General features: G+C 41.2%; 28 protein-coding genes. All 28 read right to left on the bottom strand.

From position 1 onward, the window contains the following. Positions 1 to 3: 3 nt before the first annotated feature. The 28 genes from SB660_RS02155 to hslU all read right to left on the bottom strand — a co-directional run bounded on the left by SB660_RS02155 (position 4) and on the right by hslU (position 24,019). Positions 4 to 1,077 (bottom strand): protein-glutamate methylesterase/protein-glutamine glutaminase, encoded by a 1,074-nt coding sequence (locus SB660_RS02155; protein ID WP_169056518.1) that lies wholly within the window; start codon positions 1,075 to 1,077, stop codon positions 4 to 6. After that, on the bottom strand, positions 1,074 to 1,979 hold the full coding sequence (locus SB660_RS02150) for a MinD/ParA family protein (RefSeq protein WP_012009971.1): 906 nt from the start codon (positions 1,977 to 1,979) through the stop codon (positions 1,074 to 1,076). Before SB660_RS02150 ends, SB660_RS02155 begins: the two co-directional genes overlap by 4 nt. Then, entirely contained in the window at positions 1,976 to 3,091 is a 1,116-nt protein-coding gene (gene flhF, locus SB660_RS02145) for a flagellar biosynthesis GTPase FlhF (protein ID WP_410581124.1), read from the bottom strand. The genes SB660_RS02150 and flhF overlap by 4 nt, the downstream gene beginning before the upstream one ends. Continuing rightward, positions 3,091 to 5,124: a flagellar biosynthesis protein FlhA gene (gene flhA, locus SB660_RS02140; RefSeq protein WP_058013985.1), complete on the bottom strand. Its 2,034-nt coding sequence runs from the start codon at positions 5,122 to 5,124 to the stop codon at positions 3,091 to 3,093. Before flhA ends, flhF begins: the two co-directional genes overlap by 1 nt. Positions 5,125 to 5,153: 29 nt before the next feature. Then, complete coding sequence (gene flhB / locus SB660_RS02135) at positions 5,154 to 6,242, bottom strand: flagellar biosynthesis protein FlhB (RefSeq protein WP_058013986.1); 1,089 nt, start codon at positions 6,240 to 6,242, stop codon at positions 5,154 to 5,156. After that, positions 6,239 to 7,018, bottom strand: a complete 780-nt coding sequence (fliR, locus tag SB660_RS02130) for a flagellar biosynthetic protein FliR (protein ID WP_012009967.1) — start codon at positions 7,016 to 7,018, stop codon at positions 6,239 to 6,241. Before fliR ends, flhB begins: the two co-directional genes overlap by 4 nt. A gap of 6 nt (positions 7,019 to 7,024) precedes the next feature. Beyond that, complete coding sequence (gene fliQ, locus SB660_RS02125) at positions 7,025 to 7,294, bottom strand: flagellar biosynthesis protein FliQ (RefSeq protein ID WP_003211206.1); 270 nt, start codon at positions 7,292 to 7,294, stop codon at positions 7,025 to 7,027. Positions 7,295 to 7,310: 16 nt separating this feature from the next. After that, positions 7,311 to 7,976, bottom strand: a complete 666-nt coding sequence (fliP, locus tag SB660_RS02120; protein WP_007499580.1) for a flagellar type III secretion system pore protein FliP — start codon at positions 7,974 to 7,976, stop codon at positions 7,311 to 7,313. Next, complete coding sequence (gene fliZ, locus SB660_RS02115) at positions 7,969 to 8,628, bottom strand: flagella biosynthesis regulatory protein FliZ (RefSeq protein ID WP_410581121.1); 660 nt, start codon at positions 8,626 to 8,628, stop codon at positions 7,969 to 7,971. Before fliZ ends, fliP begins: the two co-directional genes overlap by 8 nt. Before the next feature lie 18 nt (positions 8,629 to 8,646). Continuing rightward, positions 8,647 to 9,009: a chemotaxis protein CheY gene (gene cheY, locus SB660_RS02110; RefSeq protein ID WP_007499584.1), complete on the bottom strand. Its 363-nt coding sequence runs from the start codon at positions 9,007 to 9,009 to the stop codon at positions 8,647 to 8,649. Between the two features lie 27 nt (positions 9,010 to 9,036). After that, on the bottom strand, positions 9,037 to 10,161 hold the full coding sequence (gene fliY, locus SB660_RS02105) for a flagellar motor switch phosphatase FliY (protein ID WP_410581118.1): 1,125 nt from the start codon (positions 10,159 to 10,161) through the stop codon (positions 9,037 to 9,039). Beyond that, complete coding sequence (gene fliM, locus SB660_RS02100; protein WP_003212239.1) at positions 10,151 to 11,149, bottom strand: flagellar motor switch protein FliM; 999 nt, start codon at positions 11,147 to 11,149, stop codon at positions 10,151 to 10,153. The genes fliY and fliM overlap by 11 nt, the downstream gene beginning before the upstream one ends. A gap of 32 nt (positions 11,150 to 11,181) precedes the next feature. Further along, complete coding sequence (gene fliL, locus SB660_RS02095; protein ID WP_003212424.1) at positions 11,182 to 11,610, bottom strand: flagellar basal body-associated protein FliL; 429 nt, start codon at positions 11,608 to 11,610, stop codon at positions 11,182 to 11,184. Beyond that, positions 11,607 to 11,822, bottom strand: coding sequence for a swarming motility protein SwrD (gene swrD, locus SB660_RS02090; RefSeq protein ID WP_034620035.1), 216 nt, complete (start codon positions 11,820 to 11,822; stop codon positions 11,607 to 11,609). The genes fliL and swrD overlap by 4 nt, the downstream gene beginning before the upstream one ends. Positions 11,823 to 11,859: 37 nt before the next feature. Beyond that, the gene (gene flgG, locus SB660_RS02085) at positions 11,860 to 12,651 is read right to left on the bottom strand and encodes a flagellar basal body rod protein FlgG (RefSeq protein ID WP_058013990.1); all 792 of its coding nucleotides are present in this window, start codon (positions 12,649 to 12,651) and stop codon (positions 11,860 to 11,862) included. A gap of 21 nt (positions 12,652 to 12,672) precedes the next feature. After that, positions 12,673 to 13,122, bottom strand: a complete 450-nt coding sequence (flgD, locus tag SB660_RS02080; RefSeq protein ID WP_058013991.1) for a flagellar hook assembly protein FlgD — start codon at positions 13,120 to 13,122, stop codon at positions 12,673 to 12,675. Beyond that, a complete protein-coding gene (locus SB660_RS02075; protein ID WP_410581114.1) occupies positions 13,122 to 14,444 on the bottom strand; it encodes a flagellar hook-length control protein FliK in 1,323 nt (440 codons plus the stop codon). The genes flgD and SB660_RS02075 overlap by 1 nt, the downstream gene beginning before the upstream one ends. After that, entirely contained in the window at positions 14,445 to 15,143 is a 699-nt protein-coding gene (locus SB660_RS02070; RefSeq protein ID WP_410581112.1) for a MotE family protein, read from the bottom strand. A 12-nt stretch (positions 15,144 to 15,155) separates the two neighbouring features. Continuing rightward, positions 15,156 to 15,599 (bottom strand): flagellar export protein FliJ, encoded by a 444-nt coding sequence (gene fliJ / locus SB660_RS02065; protein ID WP_034620036.1) that lies wholly within the window; start codon positions 15,597 to 15,599, stop codon positions 15,156 to 15,158. 8 nt (positions 15,600 to 15,607) lie between these two features. Continuing rightward, entirely contained in the window at positions 15,608 to 16,924 is a 1,317-nt protein-coding gene (gene fliI / locus SB660_RS02060; RefSeq protein WP_058013994.1) for a flagellar protein export ATPase FliI, read from the bottom strand. After that, a complete protein-coding gene (gene fliH / locus SB660_RS02055; RefSeq protein WP_410581109.1) occupies positions 16,921 to 17,685 on the bottom strand; it encodes a flagellar assembly protein FliH in 765 nt (254 codons plus the stop codon). The genes fliI and fliH overlap by 4 nt, the downstream gene beginning before the upstream one ends. Next, positions 17,678 to 18,694, bottom strand: coding sequence for a flagellar motor switch protein FliG (gene fliG, locus SB660_RS02050; protein WP_012009955.1), 1,017 nt, complete (start codon positions 18,692 to 18,694; stop codon positions 17,678 to 17,680). The genes fliH and fliG overlap by 8 nt, the downstream gene beginning before the upstream one ends. An 11-nt stretch (positions 18,695 to 18,705) precedes the next feature. Further along, complete coding sequence (gene fliF, locus SB660_RS02045) at positions 18,706 to 20,298, bottom strand: flagellar basal-body MS-ring/collar protein FliF (RefSeq protein ID WP_180309014.1); 1,593 nt, start codon at positions 20,296 to 20,298, stop codon at positions 18,706 to 18,708. A 49-nt stretch (positions 20,299 to 20,347) separates the two neighbouring features. Further along, the gene (gene fliE, locus SB660_RS02040) at positions 20,348 to 20,665 is read right to left on the bottom strand and encodes a flagellar hook-basal body complex protein FliE (protein WP_058013997.1); all 318 of its coding nucleotides are present in this window, start codon (positions 20,663 to 20,665) and stop codon (positions 20,348 to 20,350) included. An 11-nt stretch (positions 20,666 to 20,676) separates the two neighbouring features. Further along, on the bottom strand, positions 20,677 to 21,129 hold the full coding sequence (flgC, locus tag SB660_RS02035; protein WP_058013998.1) for a flagellar basal body rod protein FlgC: 453 nt from the start codon (positions 21,127 to 21,129) through the stop codon (positions 20,677 to 20,679). Then, a complete protein-coding gene (gene flgB / locus SB660_RS02030; protein ID WP_012009952.1) occupies positions 21,129 to 21,518 on the bottom strand; it encodes a flagellar basal body rod protein FlgB in 390 nt (129 codons plus the stop codon). Before flgB ends, flgC begins: the two co-directional genes overlap by 1 nt. Before the next feature lie 286 nt (positions 21,519 to 21,804). Then, positions 21,805 to 22,584 carry a GTP-sensing pleiotropic transcriptional regulator CodY gene (gene codY / locus SB660_RS02025; RefSeq protein ID WP_003210838.1) on the bottom strand — a complete coding sequence of 260 codons (780 nt, stop codon included), beginning with the start codon at positions 22,582 to 22,584 and terminating at the stop codon, positions 21,805 to 21,807. A 34-nt stretch (positions 22,585 to 22,618) separates the two neighbouring features. Continuing rightward, positions 22,619 to 24,019, bottom strand: a complete 1,401-nt coding sequence (hslU, locus tag SB660_RS02020; protein ID WP_003211907.1) for an ATP-dependent protease ATPase subunit HslU — start codon at positions 24,017 to 24,019, stop codon at positions 22,619 to 22,621. Positions 24,020 to 24,028 lie beyond the last annotated feature (9 nt).

Here is a 24,028-nt window from a genome sequence, read left to right as displayed (position 1 = left end):
TGTTCACGCCCTCTCTTTATTCATGGAGCTTATAATTGCATGTGCGATGTCATCCACATGCCTTGTTTCATGTGCAAGGCCTGCTTTAATGACTGATTTAGGCATTCCGAAAACAACACATGATTCTTCTTTTTCTGCAATGACTTTTGTATGACCGCTTGCGACCATTTTTTTGACACCTTCTGTGCCGTCACTACCCATGCCTGTCATAATGACAGCGATTTTCTCGTAACCCTTTATATGACTGATAGATTCAAATAAATAGTTAACAGAAGGTTTGTGCCGGCTTTCTGTGTCCTCCGGAGACAGCCTGATGACTAAGGATGCCCCTTGTTCATGAAGTGACATATTCATTCCACCAGGCGCTATGTAAGCCACTCCATTTTTAGCGATGTCTCCATCTTGTGCTTCTTTAATCGAAATTTGAGATAAATGGTCTAACCTAGTAGCAAGTGATGCCGTAAATCCTGCCGGCATATGCTGCACAATCAAAATGGGTGCTTCTATGTCCTTGGGCAGCTTCGTGACGACTCGTTGAAGTGCTCTTGGTCCACCCGTTGATGTTCCGATTGAAATAATCTTTCGGAGTGAGCCGCTTTTTACTGCTTGCGGGCGAGGTGCAGCCACTGGAATTGGCGGCTTCATCACCGGCTTAGGAGAAACCTGCATTTCAGTACGTTTCCTTGACAGCCCTGCCGCAAGCACCCGTTCTACAATTTGGCCTCTTACTTTGTGTAAATCGAGCGAAATACTTCCTGAAGGCTTTGTCACAAAGTCAAAAGCACCAAGTTCTAAGCAATGGATGGTTAAATCCTTCCCTTGCTTTGTCTGGCTTGACACCATAATCACGGCAAGGTCGTGTTCAGCCAGAATTTGTTTTAATGCTTCTGTTCCATTTAAAACAGGCATTTCCACATCTAATGTGACGACATCTGGATTCAGTTCCTTGATCCGTTTTAAGGCATCTTCCCCATTTCGCGCCGTTCCGACGACTTCTATTTCTTGCTCGGCACTTAGGAAATCACTAATGAGCTTTCGCATAAAGGCCGAGTCATCTACTACAAGCACTCTAATCACGAGTCCACCTTCCTCCTTTTAAAAAAAGAGGACAACTTATCTATAAACGTATGCTGCTCTCTCTGTGCCTCTCTTATCTGCTGTTGATAAAGTGTTTCTGCCAGCATCTTGATCGTTTTACTCAGCCTTGAATGAGGCTGCTTCATATAAAATGGAATTTGTTCGGCCACTGCTTTTGGAACCGCAGGATCATCCGGCACAGCGCCAGCAAATACTAGTTTTCTGTGTAGAAATGATGTGACCACTCCTGCTAATTTTCTGTAGGTTTCAGACCCTTCTGACGGGGTTTTACACCGGTTGACAATGATTTGCACAGATTGTTCGAACTGATGAATCGCTAAGTGTTTAATTGCGCTGTAAGCATCCATGATCGATGTTGGTTCTGGCGTTGTCACAACTACTACTTCCCCTGCTGATAAAACAAATGGCAGTTGATCTTTTGAAAGGCCAGCCCCCATATCAAAGAAGATACAATCAAAGTCGTGCATCATTCTTTCCATTTCCTCAAGAAAGAACGACCATTGATCTTTATCTAAAGAAAACAGCTGTTCAAGTCCGCTTCCGCCAGAAATGTAATATAGGTTGTTCGTTCCTTGAGTCATAGCCGCTTGGAAGGATTTCTTCCTGACAAGAACATCTAATATAGAGCTGGTCGATGTTTTCCCTAGTAAAATATCAATATTCCCCATACCAAAATCAAGGTCGATGACTAACACTCGCTTACCTGCATTTGCGATAGACAGTGCCATATTCAGCGTCAAATTCGATTTTCCAACCCCGCCTTTACCACTCATGACAGCAATGGTTTTTGCCTGTCCGCTTATACCAAGAGGAGCTGGTGTGATCGTTTGATTCTGCTGAACGAGCTTTCTTAAACCTTCTGCTTGGTCGGGCTTCATCATTGTAAGACCATCCTTGTTAATTCAAGAGGAGAGCCCTCAAGAATATCCTCAGGAACATTTTGACCATTTGTTAAAAAGCCAAGTCCAATTTGAGAGTTTGCAATGATTTGAAAGATGGTTCCCATCGTGTCTGTTTCATCTACCTTTGTAAAAATGAATTGATCGATTGGAACGTGTTCAAAGCGTTTAACCATGGCTTTCATGTCCTGATACTTCGAGGTCGCACTCATCACTAGGAAACTTTGAATGCTTTCATTAAATGGAATGATGTCTGTCAGCTCTTTGATATACGCTTCTTCTTTAAAGTTACGACCCGCTGTGTCTACGAAAATATGATCATACTCTTTAAAGGTCTCTTGAGCTTTCACAAAATCCTCTCTAGAATAACAAACCTCAAGCGGTGCATTGAGCAGTTCCGCATATGTTTTCAGTTGTTCGATCGCTGCAATTCGGTACGTATCTGTTGTAATAAAAGCGATTTTCTTTTGCTTCTGAATGGCCGTTTTGGCAGCGAGCTTTGCAATCGTTGTTGTTTTACCAGCGCCAGTTGAACCAAACAGCACAATGTATTTTGAACGAATCATCGGCTCATCAGAGGTGTGAGCCGGCAGCATATCTGTCAGCAGTTGTTCAAGTTCTTTATGAATTTGATCTTCCTTGACAGCACCCTTCGTTAAAAGACCTTTTAGGCATTCGTCTCGAATGGCATCATCAAGACCTTGATCCTTCAGCTTTTGATCGATTGCCATGAGAGGGTCTGGCAGAATACCAGCATGCCGCTCATTTCTCTCATATTCTAAAGGCTGAGCTTGAGAAGGTACTGGTTTCACTGCCTCAGGCGCAAAAGGCGGCTCTTCAGACCGGTGTTGAACGTGCTCCTTTTTCGGAATTACTGGAAGAGGAGGCGCAGGATGTCCACCTTTACCCGCTCTTTCTTCAAAATCTTGATCCAGTACTGCAATCACTTCAACCATTTGCTGTTTTTTTAAACCGAATAGCTTTCGTTTCACAACGGTTTTGGAATTTAAAATGACGGCATCCTTCCCAAGCTGCTGCCTAATTTGAATCGTTGCCTCCTGCATTGAATTCGCTATGATTTTTTTCATTTTCATTAGATATCCACCACTCCGATGCTCTGTACTTCCACATTTGCTTCTAGTTCGTTATAAGATAATACCGGTAAGTCCGGGAAATATCTTTCTAACAGCTGCTTGACGTACATTCTTATAGGAGGTGAGCACAATAGAACCGGCGTTTCCTGACGAAGCGAAAGCTGTTCAATTTCTCTCGCCACTGATTGAATCACACTTTCAGAGGATTCTGGATCTAACGATAAGTAGTTGCCATGCTCTGTCTGCTGTACACTGTCAGCAATCACCTTTTCCACTCGACCTGAGCATGTCACAACTTTGAGCGATTCATTTTCTCTCGCATATTGTGCAGTAATCTGTCTTGCCAGTGCCTGTCTGACATACTCTGTTAACAAATCTGTATCCGTCGTTAATTTTCCGTAGTCTGCAAGCGTCTCAAAAATGGTGACAAGATTTCGAATAGAAACTTTTTCTTTCAGCAGTTTTGCAAGCACTTTTTGAATATCACCAACTGCTAGTGGGTTCGGGGTCACTTCATCCACTAAGACAGGATAACTTTCTTTCAGATGATCGATTAATTGCTTCGTTTCCTGACGTCCGAGCAGTTCGTGTGTGTTTTGTCTAATCTTCTCTGTGATGTGAGTAGACACAACAGATGCAGGATCTACAACCGTATAGCCGAGCATCTCAGCCTGATCTTTTTCTGCTTCTGAGATCCATTTAGCCGGAAGACCAAAGGATGGCTCGATTGTTTCGATTCCTTCAATCGGATCATCATCAGGCGTAGGCGACATCGCTAAGTAGTGATCAAGCAGGAGCTCGCCTTTTGCCACTTCGTTCCCTTTTATTTTGAGTCGGTACTCATTTGGGTTAAGTGCAATGTTGTCCCGGATCCGGACAACTGGAATCACAAGACCAAGTTCAAGGGCAAGCTGCCTTCGGATCATCACAATTCGGTCTAACAGGTCACCGCCTTGATTTGCATCGGCTAGCGGAATCAGACCATAGCCAAACTCAAATTCAATGGCATCCATTTGGAGAAGGTGAATGACGCTTTCTGGACTTTTCATCTCTTCTACCTCTGCCTGCTCCTCTAGTACCTCTTCTATTTCTTCTTGATCCTGTTTGTTTTTTGACATCAAGTATGCGCCGAGGGCTAGTAAACCTGCGATCGGTCCTGTCAAAAGTACGCCGATTGGAGTAAACAACCCAAGAAGGAAGATCGTACCTGCTGTGACATAAAGCATAGCTGGGAATGCAAACAGCTGTTCAGTGATATCTGACCCAAGGTTCCCATTAGAAGCAGCCCTTGTGACGACAATCCCTGTCGCTGTTGAAATGAGAAGTGCAGGGATTTGTGAAACAATCCCATCTCCTACCGTTAATAATGTAAAGTGGGAAGCTGACTCTTGAATCGACATTCCTTGCTGAAGCATCCCAATGATAATCCCAAAAATAATATTAATTATGACGATGATAATACCTGCGATGGCATCCCCTTTGACGAACTTACTTGCCCCATCCATCGCACCATAAAAGTCTGCTTCTCTCGCTACTTTTTCTCGGCGATTTCTCGCTTCACTTTCTGTCAGCATCCCTGCATTTAAATCTGCATCAATACTCATTTGTTTCCCTGGCATCGCATCAAGGGTAAATCTTGCCGCAACCTCTGAAACACGCTCAGCCCCTTTGGTGATTACAACAAATTGAATGATGATCAGAATAAGGAAGACCACCAGACCCACGAGTATATTTCCTCCAACAACAAATGAACCAAACGTTTCTACAACCTTTCCAGCGTCTCCAGTTGATAGGATAGAACGTGTTGTAGAGATGTTAAGCCCTAAGCGAAACAGCGTTAAGAGCAAAAGCAATGATGGAAATATTGAAAATTGCAGTGGTTCTTGCATGTTCATTGTGGTGAGAAGCACGATAAGCGCAAGAGAAATATTAATAATGATTAAAATACTTAATAGCATTGGCGGAAACGGTATGACCAGCATCGCCACAATTAAAATAACACTGAATAAAACAGATAAATCTCTTGCTGACATGCCTGTTCTCTCCTTTTAAAACCAAAAATTCATAAAATCTTTTGTTTCGTTTTATAAACATAAGCTAAAATTTCTGCGATCGCCTTAAAGTATTCCTCTGGCACCGCTTGGTCGATGTCGACCTGATCATAGAGTGCACGAGCGAGCGGCCGGTTTTCTACGGTCATAATATCGTGCTCTTTCGCAATCGTTCTAATTTTCAAAGCCAAAATATCTGTTCCCTTTGCCACAACAAAGGGCGCGTCCATCTTTTCTTCGTCATATTTCAAAGCAATTGCATAGTGAGTTGGGTTTGTAATGATGACGTCCGCTTTTGGGACCTCCTGCATCATCCGTCTCATGGCCATTTCCCGCTGACGCTGTTTAATCTTTGATTTTATGAGCGGGTCACCCTCAGATTTTTTATACTCATCTTTGATGTCTTGTTTGGACATCCGTAAGTTTTTTTCATAATCAAATTTCTGATACATATAATCAAGCCCTGCTAAGATCATGAGAGCACCTGCTGCATATAACCCCATAATCAAGGTCATATTTGCAACGAAATGAAGGGTTTCCTCTGCTGTTAATAAAGGAAGCCTCAGGATTTCGTCAAAGTGCATCCAAAGTGCAATAAATGTCGCAAAACCAATTAAACCAATTTTCAAAATGGATTTTAATAGCTCAACGAGGGCTCGAATACTGTATATTCGTTTAAACCCTTTGATTGGATCGAGTTTTTCTAATTTCGGTTTGATTACTTCTGTCGAAAAAAGAAAGCCAACTTGCAAATAGTTACTGATGATCCCTGCCAGCATACCAACACCAAGGATTGGCATGAGGAGGAGTCCTGTTTCCTGAAGCAATTCCACAAATAGTTGATGAATATTAGATGTGCTAACCTTCATTAGCATGGTTGTTGAATAAAAACGTTCAATGAGCGCAATAATACGCTCTTTCATAAAAGGCCCAATAAAAAAGAATGATAAAAAGATTAATAGAAATGAGATGGCTGTATTGACGTCGGTACTTTTGGCAACCTGACCTTTTTTACGTGAATCTTGTCTCTTTTTCGGCGTTGCTTTTTCTGTTTTTTCACCTGCGAAAAATTGCAAGTCTAGTCTAAGCCTTGTCATCATGACGAACCACCGACCAATGCTAAGAAATTCCTCATGGTGAGTACAATCGTATCAAATGTATTTTGGACAACTCCGAAGATGACGCCCATACAGATGATGATCATAATAAAACTCACACCCATTTTAATAGGAAGTCCAACAACAAAAACGTTCATCTGCGGAACTGTTCGTGCCACAATGCCAAGCGCCAGGTCGACCAAAAACAAGCTGGCGACAACCGGTGCTGAGATTTGAAAGGCAATGATGAACATTTGGTTGAAGCTCTTTGCAATAAAATAAGCAAAGGATTCACTGCCGAAATTCAGTGCGTACTGATCAACTGCAATATATTGAAAGCTGTAATAGATTCCATCAAGCAGCAGGTGGTGTGCATTGGTTGCCAGCATCAATAGCAATGTGACCGTATAAAAAAACTGCCCCATCAGCGGCGTTTGTGCCCCTGTTTGCGGATCAATTACATTGGCGATCGCAAAGCCCATTTGAAAATCAATAAATGAGCCGGCAATTTGAACAGCGGATACCATGATATATGCAATCAAACCAAGTAGAAGCCCGACCATTGCTTCTTTCACCGCAAGCATCATATAAAGACCGTCTATGTCGAGTGCAGGCGGTTCCTTAATCGTGCTAAAACTAATTACGGCTAAAAACAGTGAGAATCCAACTCTGTGTACAGCCGGGATCGTTCTATGCGCTAAAAGCGGTACTGTCACAAAAAAAGCGGTAATTCGAATAAAAACTAATAGAAAAGCAGGAAATAATTCTATGATTGACATCGCTCATTAACCTGCAAATCGATCTAAATTCGAGAACAGCTCTGTCGTAAAGGACACAATGGTTGACAGCATCCATGGACCAAACACAACAAGCCCAATAAGAACTGCAACAATTTTAGGAATGAACGCAAGCGTCTGTTCTTGAATTTGGGTTGTTGCCTGAAACACACTGACAATCAGTCCCACAATAAGAGCGAGCGCTAAAAGCGGCCCACTGACAAGCAATACCACATACACTGATCTTTCAGCCATCGTAATGACAAATTCTGAACTCATGTTTTAAGCACCTACTCTAAAAGCTTTGCAGCAAAGATTTAACAATCAAATACCATCCATCGACTAAAACAAATAACAATATTTTAAAAGGGAGCGATATCATAACCGGCGGAAGCATCATCATCCCCATTGACATCAGGACACTTGCGACGACCATATCAATAATTAAAAATGGAATAAAGATCATGAAACCAATTTGAAATGCCGTCTTTAATTCTGAAATCGCAAAAGCGGGTACCATCGCCGTTAACGGAATATCTTTTATCGATTCAGGTGTATCCATTTTTGCGTAACTAAGAAATAAAGCCAAATCCTTCTGTCTCGTATGTTTACTCATAAACTCTTTAATGGGCACTTCGGCTTTTTCATATGCCTGATTGAGCGTAATGTCATCATTTAAAAGCGGCGTGAGTGCCTCTTTATTAATCTCTGAGAACGTAGGTGCCATGATAAAGAATGTAAGAAACAAAGCAAGCCCTACAAGCACTTGGTTTGGCGGCATTGAGTTGGTTGCAAGGGACGTTCTAACGAATGAAAGTACAATCACAATTCGTGTAAAACACGTCATTAAAATGAGAATGCCTGGTGCAACCGAAAACACGGTTAAAAGTAAAAGAAGACGGACAGACGTGCTAATATTCCCTGCACCGCTGGAATTAAATAAATCGATAAACTCATTCATTTTGTTTCGGGCCTTTCTTTCTGACTTCTGATTGGGTCTTTTTCAATTCGGCTAGCTGTGCCTTCAAATTGGCTGAAAAAGAAGAAGTGGTTGGCTGATCTTGTTTCTTTATCTGAGATGTGAATTTTTGAACGATTTTTGGTAAATCTGTTTTGCTTTCCATCGCTTCTTCGTATTGTTGCACGATCGCTTCACATTCTTGTTCATCATCAATTTCTTTTAGCAGCTGGATTGAGTCCGCTACTCCGACAACTAATACTCGTTTTCCCACTTTGATAAGCTGGACTGAACGGTTTTGGCCAACCGTCGTTCCGCCAATATTTTCAACATAGCGAAATGGTTTAAGTAAGCGGTTTTGCTTACCAACAAATCTCACCAATCCATATATAAGCAGGATGACAAAAAGTAAGGCACCAATCATTTTGACAAAATCCACAATGGAGACAGAAGAAGAGGGAACTTCTTCTGCCGGATTCGTTTGATTGTCAGTGGTTGTCTTTTCTGTATCCTTTTTGCTGCTCTTCTCTTCTTTGAGCCAGTCATTCACTGTGCCATTTTCAGGATCTTTCGTTTCAGCAAACAATGAGGCAGGCTGTATCGTCAAGAAAAGCATAAAACTGATCATTGCTATACATATCAAACGTTTTTTCAACAAGTCTTACACCCTTTTTTAGCCTAACGTTTTATTAATTGCTTCAAGTACACGGTCTGCCTGGAACGGCTTCACGATAAAGTCTTTTGCACCTGCTTGGATCGCGTCAATAACCATTGACTGCTGCCCCATTGCAGAACACATGATGATTTTTGCAGAAGCGTCAATTTGTTTAATTTCTTTTAGTGCTGTGATCCCGTCCATTTCTGGCATTGTAATATCCATTGTGACAAGATCTGGAGACGTTTCTTTGTATTTTTCAACTGCTTGAGCGCCGTTTTCTGCTTCTCCAACTACATCAAATCCGTTTTTCACAAGAATATCCTTTATCATCATTCTCATGAATGCTGCATCATCTACGATTAATACCTTAGTAGCCATTTACTTATTCTCTCCCTGTATGTTTGTTTATTTTAAATTAGAAAGTCTTTCTGACTGACTTAAAATATCAGTCACACGAACACCAAAGTTCTCATCAATGACAACGACTTCCCCTTTGGCGACGATTCGTTTGTTAACTAGAATGTCTACTGGCTCACCAGCAAGTTTGTCCAGTTCAATGATACTTCCTGCTGAAAGCTCAAGAACTTCTTTGACACTTCGCTGAGTTCTTCCAAGTTCCACCGTAATAGAAAGCGGGATATCCATCAGCATATCAAGATTTCCAAGCTGGCTTGTTGTATGCTGAGGCTCACTGAATGCTTCAAATTCAACTGGTGCAACATTTACAGGTGCTGCCGGCTTTGGCTTCGCCTGTCTTTTCGGCGGAGCTGCTTGCGGCGCTGGTGCAGATTGCGCTTGTGGCGCTGCCGGCTGAGGTTCAGGTGTAGTCACTTGAGCTTCTTGAACCGGCTCTTCCTCTTGCGCAGGGTCTGTTAATTCTGCAATTAAATCCTTCGCAAATGTAATAGGATAAAGCTGCATAATATTTGAATCAATAAGTTCACCTATTTTTAATCTGAAGGACACTTTGACAAGCATTTCTTCAGCTGGGATCCGGTCTGTTCCTTCTCCTTCTTTCACATCAAGTAATTCGACGCGAGGCGGAGAAATATCAATCTTTTTATTAAAGACAGTCGACATGGATGTCGCAGCAGAACCCATCATTTGGTTCATTGCTTCTTGCACCGCACTTAAGTGAATCTCGCTTAAAGAAGGGTCAGCATTTGTCCCGTCTCCGCCCATCATTAAGTCCGCAATGACTGCTGCATCTGTTTGCTGGACGACAAGCAGGTTACTCGCGCTGAAGCCTTCCGTATAATTCACTTCAATCGCGACATACGGATGAGGAAACTCCTCATTCAGCATACTTTTTTGAATCACTGTCACAGTTGGAGTGGTAATCTCCACTTTTTGATTTAATAGGGTTGAAAGTGCTGTAGCAGAACTGCCGAATGAAATATTTCCAATTTCTCCAATGGCATCTTGCTCCATTGCAGAAAGGACTGTATCAGGCTCTATATCGTCATTGCTACCTCCTTTAAGGAGCGCATCGATTTCGTCTTGTGATAATTTACTTCCGTTATTCTCCATCTTCTTCACCTCTTATGTCGTGATCTAGAATTTGAATCGCCTGTTTCCGATTCACGCGGCCGGCCTGTCCCAAGAATTTCGGTTTATTTCCGACCATAACAGTAAGAGGCGCATTTACTGGTTTGTCCAAGGCAATACAATCACCAATTTCCAAATTCAAAAACTCTTCCACCGTCATTTCCGATTCCCCTAGCTCTGCGACTACCGGTATCTTTGCCGTCATAATCCGTTTTTCAATGGCCTTTGTTTCTTGTTGTTTTGGTTCATTTCGTTCAGACTGCATCCAGTAGTGTACAGACAGCTTCGGAATAATAGGCTCTAATACAACATGAGGAATACATAGGTTAATAACCCCGCTTACCTCGCCAATTTGTGTATTAAGAGAAATGACGACAACTGTTTCGTTTGGTGACACCATTTGAACAAACTGGGGATTTACCTCGAAATCTGCCATTTCAGGCTCGATGTCGGTTATAGACTGCCACGCTTCTCTGTAATTTTCCAAAGCTCCCTCAAACATGTTTGAGATAATCTTTGTTTCGATTTCTGTAAGTGATTCTGTCTTATTATGACTAATGCCAATCCCGCCCATCAGCCTGTCCATCATGGCATAGCCGATTGTTGGGTTCACTTCAAGCATGATTCTTCCTTCAAGCGGGCTGACATAAAATAAGTTTAATAATGTCATATTAGGAATCGAACGAATAAATTCTTCGTATGGTACTTGGTCAACCGAGCTGACAGTAATTTGAATATATGATCTTAGCTGAGCTGAAAAGTGCGTGGTGAGCAGTCTAGCGAAGTTATCATGAATCCTTGTTAAACTTCGAATCTGGTCTTTTGAAAAGCGAAGTGCACGTTTAAAATCATACACCTTTACTTTTTTCGTCGTTTCTTCTTTTTTCAGCTCTTCTGCATCCATTTCACCTGTTGATATGGCGGATAATAATGCATCGATCTCATTCTGGGAAAGCACTTCTCCTGACATTTCTTCACCTCCATCGTGTCAATTAATCGCCTCTATTGCAGATTAAAGGAGGTTATATATACTTCTTTCACCTTGCCATCTTGCAAATAGTTATTCACTTTGTTTTTGACTAGTGTTTTAAAATGTTCTCTGCCTTTTTTGCCATCAAGTTCATCTGCATTTGTGTCTGATAAAATGTCAATTACGGCGTCTTTCACTTGAAAACTTCTTTTCTCAAGCTCTTCTTTTGCTTTTTCAGAGTCTGTTTCAATATTCAATACAAGTTTGACCGCATTTCCTTCAGACTTTAAATTGGTGATAATCTCAGGAATTTCAACAGAAGCTTTTACGACTTCATCTGCTGTTGGCTCTTTTTCAGCTTTTGCTTCTTCTGAACCATTCAGCAGAAAAATGATGCCTGCTCCTATTCCGCCGATGGCAATAATCATGATTAGCATTACTACGACTAATTTCTTCTTCATTCAAATTCCTCTATTCCTTGATTCAATGAAATGACTTGGATTTTTCTGTAGAAAGAAATGATTTTCTCTTGAAGTTGCTCTTCATTTTCTTTCACAACGAATTTCTTTCCATTGGCTAATGTAATGGTTGTGTCTGGAAAGCTTTCGATTTGCTCGATATGGAGAGCGTTCAGCATAAATCCTTTGCCATTCAATCTTGTCACTTCAATCATATTAAGCAGAGAAGCGTTCATCCGCTCCCCCTACCTCCTATCGTTTCAGATTCACAAGCTCTTGCAGAATTTCATCAGATGTTGTGATCGTCTTTGCATTCGATTGGAATCCACGCTGCGCGATAATCATTTCAGTAAACTCGTCTGTTAAATCAACATTTGACATTTCAAGTCGGCCTGTTTGGATGACGCCCGTTCCTTCTTGACCAGGTACGATAGGGTTACTTGGTGCACCTGAACTTAACGTTTGGCGGTAAAGGTTGTCACCAACTTTGTCTAACCCACCTGCGTTACGGAAAGATACCAGTGATACTTGACCAACGGTTCTTGATACATTGTTTTCAACAACCGAAATCGTCCCATCTGGACCTACACTTACACTTGAAATGCCTTCTGGAATCGTTATCTTTTGTCCATCCATTCCAAGCAGGTAATTTCCATCAGAAGTGACTAAACTTCCCTCTGAATCAGGTTTAAAATTCCCAGTTCTTGTATAAAGAATTTCTCCTTGACTTTGAATACGGAAAAATCCGTCTCCATTGATATAAAAGTCGTAAGGTTCATCTGTATTTTGAGAAGCTCCTGCTGACATGATTTTATCAATAGATGATAAAGAAGATCCTAAACCAACTTGCTTTGAGTTGATCGAACCCGAGTTGTTCGTCGGTCCACCTGAGCTTGAAATTGTTTGACTGACCATATCTTTAAAAGTGATACGGCTTTTTTTGTAACCGTGTGTATTGACGTTGGCCACGTTATTGGCTACAACATCTAATTTTGTTTGGAAGTTTTTCATTCCGCTAATTCCTGAGTAAAGTGAGCGTAACATTTATTTTCCTCCTCGATTTGCTTACGATTTTTCTCCAACAGTTGTAACGTCCCAAGGGCTGATTTTCGTTCCATCTTCTAAATATAGGAAGTATTCATTGTTTATGTTTTTAACAGACTTGACAGTGCCAGATATGTCTTTATCATCTTGTTTGCCCGCTACTTCTTTACCAATCCAGCCTACATACGTCGTAAACGGATCTTGGTGTGCAACAAATGTAGACATGAGCTGATTCAGCTTGGTGATAGAATCGTTCATATTGGTTTGCTGTTCTAAAGATGAAAATGTTGCAAGCTGTGTGACAAACTCACGGTCATCTAGTGGGTTTGTCGGATCTTGGTTTTGAAGCTGCGTGAGCAAAATTTTCAAGAATTGATCTTTGCCGAGCGTATCTGTTTTCTTTTCTGCTTTTGAAGAAGTGTCTGTTTGTGTTTGTGCGACTGTTCTATTCGTAGCATCAACCGTTGCCATTAGATTTCCTCCTCTTCTTCATCTGACCCAACAAGAGCATCCAGTACATCTTGGAATTCTGCTTCCTGTTCATCAGGCTTCTGGAAATTCTGCCCTTTTGACTGTTGCTGCTTGTTTTCTTCGTTAAATTGTCCAAATAACGGCTGTTCATTTGATTGAAGCGGTATATGGAAACGATCCACTTGAACCGACATATTCGGAAGCGCCTGCTTGAGCTGCGGTAGATGATGCTCTAGCAGCTCTTTTGCTGCTTGCGTCGAAGCAGTAATCTTACTCGCATACATACCATTTTGCTTCGTCAGCTGAATCGTGATAAATCCGAGATTTTCTGGATTTAATCGAACTGTAAAGCGTCCGCTTGAGTTGCCAAATGGTGTGAATTTCATTTGCTTCCACGTATTTAGAATTTGCTGATCAACCGTTCCCGGCTTTTCATCAGTTGTTTGTGGCTGCTGAACAGGGGCTGCTGATTGCAGTTGAAAAAACTGCTTATGACCTGGCAAAAGCGTATGAGTGATCGTTTTTTCAGAAGCAGGTGCAGCAGTGCTTTGCCCTTTGACCACTTCCTTTTTGATGAGCCATTCAAGAGAGGCAGCCCCTTTAGCAGGAGTAGCAAGAGTAGATTCTTGTCTTGGAGAGACCAATTCTTTTAACTCTCCTAAAGCAATCTTCAACTCTTTGTCTGACCCTTTTGCATTTGCCATCATATGGTCGATTAACTGATTAAAGTGTTTCAGCTCACTTTGAGACATCGAATTCAGCTTTGGTGCTGAACCTTGCGAGAAAAACTGCTCTTTTACTTGCTGAATCAGTTTCTCATCTACTCCATTTTTTGAAAGAAAGTGAATGAAGTCTTGACCCTTTGCTTCAATATCTTGCACTAACTTGGCATCAAAGCTGAGCGGCTGTTGATTGAGTAGTTGATATATGAAAAAGTGGACTTGTATGAGCTGCTCACTATGTTCAGAAGCTGGCTTATCCGCTTGATCACCGTAAATGGATGATTCCATTTTTTGAAATAGCTCTTCTAGTGACTTGAGATCAGACGAATCAAGCGTTTGACCTTGAAGTGTTTGAAGCGCGCTAAGAAGGTCTTCGTTGATGCCTTCTTCAGGCGATTGCATCCATTTTTCAATGATTTGCATCGCATCATTGATGGAAAGAGTGGCACCCGCTGTCTCAGCATTCACAAGGCCGCTTTGTGCGCCTGCCCCGCTAAGTAATTGTTTAAACAACCCGCTTGCAGATGCCGCGCCGCTCCCCTTTGGTCCCGCGAGACCTTGAGACGATTGCTGTAAGGCTCCAATATCCAATAGCTTCACTTATTGTCCACCCCCATTTTCACTTTCTTTTTTAGAAAGCTCTTTCGTAAACGTAGCTGCCTTCTGAGGTGTTAGTTTTGCTAATATGTCTGTTAGTTTATTTTTGCTCAGCTCTTCGAGGATCTTCAATGCCTCTTTATCACTTAATTCTGATAAAATTTTGGCGGATTTCCCTGCGTCCATGCTTTCATAGATACTGGCAATCTTCCCTTTAGGTTTCTGGTTAGAGGCTGCTGCCTCATCAGAAGTTGTTCCTGACGCATTATTACCTGATGTATCGCTCGATGAGCTGTTGTTTGATGAACTGTCACTCGCTGACGTATTATTCGCATCATTTTCAGTTGTTTTTTCAAGTGAACTGATTTTTTGATTCAGTCTTTTAATCTCTTCATCACTTGTTTTTAAGTCTTTTTGCGCAATTTCAAGTTCATTTTTTTGCTCTTTAATGGTCTTTTTCAGTTCCTTCAATTCTGCATCGCTTTGATTATTATGTGAAGATGACGTTTTTGACGTGTCATCTGAACCAACCAAACTGCTGACGCCCGGAATGTGTTGGAGCGGTTTCTTTAGATCAAAACCTGCCATATAAAGGATTGTGCCAGTCACTAACACAAGCACAATCAATGGGATGATGACAATAAACAAGATCCATTGAAATTTACCGCCACTTGATTCCTTCGTTTCTTCCTTCTTAGGCATTCATCTCGACTCCTAATGTCCTTGAAACATGAATTGGCTGATAGAGATATCATCCATTTCTTTCATTTCAATGGCCTTATGTTCAAGGGAAAACTTTTCATACTGCTTTTCTTTCATTTTTTCAAACTTTTTAAACTCAATGTTTTTTTCAGTTAAATCAGATTGTTTTTCATTCATTTGATGGCGTTTCATGATCACAAGCTGCTGATAATGCTGAATCGTGTTATCTAAATTGGTCACAAATTGCTGATAATGACGCATTTCTTGGACACTCATACCACTTCTCAGCTTTTCTTCTTTGCTTTTTTCCATTAATTCTTTTTTACTCATATTTTCATAGAGCTTTTCAGCGACTTGCTCAAATGCCGAAACGGATTGTTGGTACGCTGCGAGTGACTTGTCTTTTTCACTTTCTTTCAGTTCTAAGAGCTTTTGAAATTTGTATTGATATCTCACTGTTTTCGTCAATCCTCTCTATTCATCAAACCGAGCAATACATTCACACTGTCTTCAATAGATACAGCCTCTTCTACATCCTGCTTCAAAAATGAAATCAGATGAGGATAAGCCTGCATAGCATCATCAATGTCTTTCGAGGAGCCTTTTTTATATGCTCCAATGTTAATGAGGTCTTCAGCGTTTTGATAAGTGGATAAAAGCTGGCGGAACCGGTTGGCCGCCTCCTTGTGATCATGACTTGCGATATTGCTCATCACGCGGCTGATACTTTTCAGAATATTGACAGCGGGAAATTGTCCTTTGTTGGCTAAAGCACGATCAAGTACAATGTGACCATCTAAGATTCCCCTAACTGTATCAGCGATTGGCTCATTCATATCGTCCCCATCAACAAGCACTGTATAAAACGCTGTGATGGAACCAAGCTGATTCGTTCCAGTTCGTTCAAGTAATTTTGGCAGTATAGCGAACACCGAAGGCGTATATCCTTTTGTCGTTGGCGGTTCACCAGTTGCAAGACCGATTTCCCTTTGTGCCATAGCGACCCGTGTAACAGAGTCCATCATGAACATGACATTTTTTCCTCTGTCTCTAAAATATTCCGCAATAGCTGTTGCTGTATAAGCAGCCTTCATTCTTGTCAGCGCTGGCTGGTCAGAAGTTGCGACGACAACAATCGATCGCTTTAGTCCCTCGGTACCTAAATCCTTTTCAATAAACTCACGAACTTCACGGCCACGCTCTCCAACAAGAGCAATGACATTCAGGTCTGCTTCTGTCTGCTTAGCAATCATCCCCATTAAGGTACTTTTCCCAACACCACTTCCGGCAAAAATACCGATCCTCTGACCAGTGCCGACTGTAAGCAGACTGTCGATCACTCTGACGCCAACGCCCATTTTTTCACGAATAGGCGGCCTGTCCATCGGGTTTGGAGGTGACTGATCTGTCGAAACAGGTGCAAGTCCCTTTGGAAGCATACTGCCGTCCAGCGGTTCACCGAAGGCATCAACAACTTCGCCAATTAAGCCAGTTCCAACTTTGACCTTCAGCGACTCACCTGTCGCTTCAACTAGACTTCCTGGTGAAATATTGGATGCTTCTACATAAGGCATGAGCAGAATATGTTCATCTCTAAACCCTACAACCTCTGCTTTTATCGGATCGTGCTTACGCCCCTTTTTATGAATGAGACACACATCTCCGATAGAACTTTCCGGCCCCTTAGATTCAATCATCAGTCCAACAACTCGATTGACTTTACCAAATCGTTTATAAGGATCGGCAGTTTCGATCGTTTCTCTTAACACATCGATGTTCATTTGTGCTCACCTGAATCAATGACTTCTAGTAGCTTTTCTTTCAACTGATTCATTTGGGTATCAACACTCGCTTCCACTTTTCCAAAGCTTGTTTCTACGTAACAAGTCCCTTTTGGCGCTTTTTCATCCGAGTAAATCGCAAGGTGTGTATCCTTTTGAAGGATTCTGATTAATTCGTCTTTATACTCCATCACATGATCGTAATGTTTAGGGTCCACATAGATGGAAATATCGTCATATTCTTTCACTTCAGAAATGACCTGCTTCACGAGAGCCAAAAATTGATCTTTCGTGTCCTCAGCCGAGTACCAAACGCGTTTAGCGAGTTCAAAAGCCAGTTCCACAATTTTTTCTGCGGAGCTTTCAATTTTTTCTTCGTAATCCTGCTTGGCAAGACTAACAATGTCATTTGCTTGATCAAGAATTGATCGATACTGACTCATCGCATCTGCTTCACCCTTTTGGAAGCCATCTTGGTAACCAGCTTGTTTCGCTTGTTCAATCAGCTGTATTCTTTCTTCTTCAAAATCAGCACGGCGCTGATTGATTTCAGCCATTGTTTTTTCAAGCTCATTATTTGCTTGTTCTACTATACGGCTTGCTTGATCTTCAGCATCACTTAGTACAAGCTGCGATGCTTCTGTTTCATTGACAAGCTCTTCTTCATGATGTTCTTTTTTGAACTCCACTTGCTGCAAAGGAATCGTTTGCCGGCCTTGCTCAGGAATAACAGATGTTTCATGTTTGATAATCCTAGACAATGATATCGTCTCCTCCGCCCCTAGCTATGACGATTTCTCCAGCTTCCTCGAGTCGTCTTACGATGCTGACAATACGGGTTTGTGCTTCCTCGACATCTCTAAGCCGGACAGGTCCCATAAACTCCATTTCTTCTTTGAACGTTTCGACCATTCTCTGTGACATGTTGCGGAAGACAATTTCTTTGACCTCTTCGCTTGCCACTTTGAGTGCGAGCAACAAGTCATCATTTTCAACATCTCTGATCACGCGCTGAATTGCTCTGCTGTCAAGAGTGACAATATCTTCAAAGACAAACATACGTTTCTTAATTTCATCAGCAAGCTCAGGATCTTGAATTTCAAGAGTGTCTAAAATGGTCTTCTCGGTCGCGCGGTCTACACCATTTAGTACTTCTACAACCGCTTCGACTCCGCCCGTTTGCGTATAGTCTTGCGTAAAGGTTGAAGAAAGCTTTTGCTCAAGAATGCGTTCCACTTCATTGATGATCTCTGGAGATGTGCGGTCCATTAAAGCAATACGTCTCGCAACCTCTGTTTGTACATCCTCACCTAATTCAGATAATATCTGCCCTGCTTGGACTGGATCTAAGTAGGAAAGAATGAGCGCGATGGTTTGCGGGTGCTCATGCTGGATAAAGTTTAAGATTTGTTCTGGGTCAGCCTTCCGGGCAAAATCAAACGGTTTCACTTGAAGCGAGGATGTTAACCGGTTTAAGATGCTGTCCGCTTTGTCCTCACCAAGTGCTTTTTCAAGTACTTGTCTTGCGTACATAAGACCGCCTTGTGATATGTAGTCCTGCGCGATGGCGATGCTGTGAAACTCTTCGATGATTTCATCTTTTTTAGCAGTATCTACACTTCGTACATTGGAAATTTCAAGTGTTAATTTTTCTATTTCGTCTTCAGACAGATGTTTGTATACAGATGCTGACACGTCTAGCCCTAAGGAAATCATTAGGATTGCTGCTTTTTGTCTGCCTGTTAGTCGATTTGGATCTTTTCTCGACATGTGTATTCCTCCTAATCCTCGGACAGCCAGCTGCGTAGCAATTTAGCAAAGTCTTCTGGTTTATCTTTTGCCATTTTCTCAAGCTGATTTTTCCTCACCATTTCCTCTGTTTCTGGTTCAGTGTCAATATCAGGAACATGGATTGGTGTACGTTCATCAAACTCAAACTCTTCTTCCTCTTCTTTTCTGCGTTTACGCACAAGAAGAATAATGAGAGCGATAATTGCAAGTAGTAGCACACCGCCTACAATATAAACCCAGATTGGAATATTGTTTGATGGGTTTTCTGCTGCAGTTTGCTGTTTACCGTCTAATTTTGATACAGATAAAACAATTTTGTTATCTAAGTCTGCTTGAGTGAGCGCTTGACCATTTGTGTATTCTTTATCAATTGACGTGCTAATGATCGTTGAAAGAATCTTTTTAATATCATCTTGCCTTTCAGCTGTTAAAGAGTTCACATCGTTTGCAGTTGGTGGTTCGACCAATGCTTGAATGCCAACATCTCTAATTTTATAAGGGCTCTCTTTGATATCTTTATGAATGCGGTTGACTTCATAGTTGATACGATCTTCGCTCTTTTCGTAATCTCCGCTACCATTCGCTCCATCGGCACCTTGATAGTTTGTGACATCATCGTCGCCTGTTCCAGCGGTTCCGCCAGCTGCTGCACCATTTCCTGAATAAGTTTCAGCAATCTTTTCAGCACTGACAGCGATGCCTTGCATGTTTTCTTTATCAACTGGTTCTACAAGATCTTCTTTTCTTTTCTCTTCAGTAAAATCAATGTCTGTTGTGACCGATACAGCGACTTTTTCTTGACCCATCATTGTTCCGAGCAGCTGTTGAATTTTTCTTTGAAGGTTCTTTTCAATTTCTTCTTTCTTCTGCTGCTGTGCATCCATTCCACTTGCATAGGAATCAGAACTGCTGTTTAAGTCGTAGTAGTTGGAATCTTGGTCCATAATGACAATGTTTTCTGTCTTTAAATTCGGCACACTTTTTGAAATAAGATGATAAAGGCCTTTTACTTGCTGCGGCGAGAGCGTGTAGCCACGTTCAACTTGCAGCACAATAGATGCTGATGCATTACTTTGCTCTTCTCCAACAAAAACGGAATCTTTTGGCAGGTTAATCATAACTTTTGAATCTTTAATCCCATCAATCGTATTGATTAGATTGGATAGTTCTGTCTGGGTTGCGTCTACTTTCAGAACATCAAATTCATTATCTGTTAAACCGAAGCCGGAATTATTCGCAAAAAATGAGTAGTCAATATTCCCTGTCTTAGGGAGACCCTCAGATGCGAGTGTTACTTTTAAAGAGTCGGCCTGCTTTTCTGGAACGAGAATCGTTGTTCCATTATTCGCAAGTTCCGATTTAACGTTTTTGCCATCTAGTTCCTGTTTGATTTGTCCAGCTTCTGCCTCAGACAAGTCTCTAAACAATGGAACCATTTTTTCAGAAGAAGCAAAGATGCTAACAACCGTAATAATGATTGCTAGGGCAGCAACGCCGCCAATCATAAGTATTTTTTGTAATTTTGATCGATTTCGCCAAAACTCAACTGTTTTTGTTCTTAATTGCATTAAAGTACGATTCATCTTAACCCCCGGTCATTCCATTCAGTCTTTTTTTGTCCGTCAGCACCTCCTACATCTGCATTCTCATAATCTCTTGGTACGCTTCGACTGCTTTATTTCGAAACTCCGTTGCAGCTGTGAGTGTCACACTCGCTTTTTGCGAGGCAATCATGACTTCATCGAGATTGACATCTTTTCCTTGTGCAAGTGCATTTGTATACTGGTCTGATTTCAGCTGCGATTGATTTAATGCCTCAATGGAATTCTTCAGCACATCAGAGAAATTCGTTTGACTTTTAGGTGCAGCCGCATGAACGGACGATGCATTTGTCAATTCACTTGCTTGCTGAGCAGTTTGAAGCTGGAAAGGAGATATTGCGTTAACCAATTCTTTTCACCTTACTTTCCTATTTCTAAAGCTTTCATCAACATGCTTTTATTCGCATTTAGTGCGGTCACGTTTGCTTCATATGACCTTGAGCTGCTGATGAGGTCAACCATTTCCTTTAATGGATCAACATTAGGTGTTTGAACATATCCATTTTCATTGGCATCGGGATTTGTAGGATCATATTGAAGGTTGAATGGAGTTTCGTCTTCTGTAATCTTCGTTGCTTTCACGCCGTTTCCTAATTTACTGCTCGAATTCATACTTGAGTTTAATATAGATGAAAACGATTCACCTGACGGCTGTAAGGTGACGAGCTTACGTCTATAAGGCTCCCAGTTGCCATCAACCTGTTTCGCTCTTGTTGTATCCATATTTGCAAGGTTAGAGGATACAACGTCCATTCTGAGCCTCTGTGCTGTTAGTGCAGAGGCCGAAGCGTTAACGCCTGAAAAAATTGACATCACTTACCTCCTGTCAAAACTGTTTTAAGAGAATTGAATTTTCCACTCATTCTTTCAACCAACGCATTATACTGAATTTGGTTTTTAGCGAGTTCACTCATCTCTTGATCAATATCGACATTATTTCCGTTTTCTTGATATGAAGTACGGTTGCTCGAAACAACTGAATAATTAGACCCTGTTTTAGAAAAATCAATGTGACCTTGGTATGTTTTTTTAGCATCTAGCTTGATCGACGCATCGTTTAGCATATCATGAAATGCGACGTTTTTCGACTTGTAGTTCGGTGTGTCTATATTCGCGATATTATTGCTTATGACTTTTTGCTTAACATTCGCTCTGCCCAAGGCATTCTCAAGGTTGCTTATCGTTCCAGAAAATATATCCAAAACCATATACCTCCAATCATATGTATTTCATTCCATTTAATCATGTCGAGATTTGTAAAACCATATGTTCATTGTAAGAAATAATAGGATTAAAGTCTATGATGTATATGTAAAAAAAACTCGTAATATATATCTATTTTATGAGTAGGTACAAAGACCTAGATTCAAAGAACTAAGAATTGTAAGGGTTTTCTTGGAAAAAAGAGTGTCATTTTTCGGACAATTCCTCTTTTTTTATAAAAAAAACCCCTTTTTAGCTTGTATTTCTGCTAAAAAGGGGTTTTGATTAATGAGATTTTAAATTTTCAAGTTCAATTAAAAATTTGTTGTTTAACACTTTGATATACGTTCCCTTCATTCCAAGAGAGCGAGATTCGATGACGCCAGCACTTTCTAACTTACGTAAGGCGTTCACGATCACTGAACGAGTGATTCCTACACGGTCAGCAATTTTACTTGCCACTAGAAGCCCTTCGTTGCCATCAAGTTCTTCAAAGATGTGTTCAATGGCTTCAAGCTCACTATATGAAAGAGAACTAATCGCCATTTGGACAACTGCTTTACTTCTTGCTTCTTCTTCGATTTCCTCTGACTTCTCACGAAGGATCTCCATTCCAACAACTGTTGCACCGTATTCAGCAAGAATTAAATCATCATCTTTAAATGTATCTTGCAAACGAGACAGGATTAACGTTCCTAAACGATCTCCTCCTCCGATAATTGGCACAATGGTTGTCAAACCTGATTCAAATAAATCACGGTTCTCAATCGGGAAAGCTGTATACTCACTGTTAATGTCAAGATTTGAAGATGTTTCAGGGATGTTGAATAGACTCTTTGTATATTCTTCAGGGAATTGACGGTCTTCAAGCATTTTCTTCATACGCGGATTTTCAATCTGCTGGTTGATCGAGTAGCCTAGAAGCTTCCCTCTTCTGCTTAATACGAAAATGTTTGAATCAATGACATCTCTCAATGTTTCTGCCATTTCCTTAAAATTAACTGGTTTCCCCGCTGCATCTTGCAGCATTGAGTTAATAATCCTTGTTTTTTGTAGTAACGCCATGTTAATGATCCTCCTAGATTACTTTATTCATTTGTTAAAGTATAAATTGACTTAAGTCTTTGTTATTTGCAATCTTTCCTAGCTTCTCTTCTACATACTGAGGGGTAATGGTCACTGTCCCTAGTGTAATATCAGGCGCCTCAAATGAAAGCTCTTCAAGGAGCTTCTCAAGTATGGTATGAAGCCTTCTTGCACCGATGTTATCTGTCTCCTGATTGACATGATAAGCCACTTCTGCAATCTTATGAATAGCATCGTCAGAAAATTCAAGAGATATACCTTCTGTTTCAAGTAAAGCTTTATATTGCTTTAATAATGCATTATCTGGTTCCGTTAAGATTTTCACAAAGTCTTCGATACTTAATTTATCTAATTCTACACGAATTGGGAAGCGTCCTTGAAGCTCTGGAATCAAATCTGATGGTTTCGCCATATGAAATGCACCTGCTGCTACAAAAAGCACATGGTCTGTTTTCACTGCCCCATATTTCGTCATCACAGTTGAACCTTCTACAATCGGTAAAATATCACGTTGAACCCCTTCACGAGAAACATCTGCAGATGATGCACCACCGCTTTTAGCGATTTTGTCGATTTCGTCGATAAAAATAATCCCTTGCTGCTCTGCTTTATAGACAGCTTCTTGACTGACTTCATCCATGTCAATCAGTTTTGAAGCTTCCTCAGCTGTTAACGCCTTTCTTGCTTCTCTAACGGTCAGCTTTCTGCGTTTTTTCTTTTTAGGCATCAGATTGCCAAGCGCATCCTGCATGTTCATGCCCATTTGCTCCATACCCGATCCCTGAAGCATATCAAACATGGATGGCTGCTGCTCTTCGACTTCGATCGTGACGTAATGATCTTCAAGTTCGCCCATCGCCAGCTGATGAGCGATTCGCTTTCTTGTCGATTCAAGTTCTACTTCTTCACTTGATTGATCTCGATCACGGTCATCTTCATCAGACCCACCAAACAGCATCTCAAAAGGATTTTTCACAGACTGGCTTTTTTTCTTGCCAGGAACAAGTAAATGAACAAGACGTTTATTTGCTTGTTTTTCTGCCTCTTCTTGAACGTCTTTCATCTTTTCTTCTTTGACAATTCTGATCGCTGTCTCAACTAGATCTCTGACCATCGATTCTACATCACGGCCGACGTAACCAACTTCAGTAAACTTCGTCGCTTCCACTTTAATAAAAGGCGCACCAGAAATTTTTGCAATTCTACGGGCAATCTCTGTTTTCCCCACTCCTGTTGGGCCGATCATTAAGATGTTTTTCGGAACGACTTCATCCTTTAGCTTATCATGTAAAAGGCTTCTTCTGTAACGGTTTCTTAAAGCCACCGCCACTGCTTTTTTCGCATCAAGCTGACCAATAATGTATTGATCAAGCTTTTCAACTATCTCTCTTGGGGTGAACGGCTTTTTCTCCATACGTCTCAT

It is taken from the genome of Bacillus sp. SIMBA_005, assembly GCF_046535585.1.
GTDB classification, from domain to species: Bacteria; Bacillota; Bacilli; order Bacillales; family Bacillaceae; genus Bacillus; species Bacillus pumilus.
This window is presented reverse-complemented; position numbering and strand designations above follow the sequence as displayed.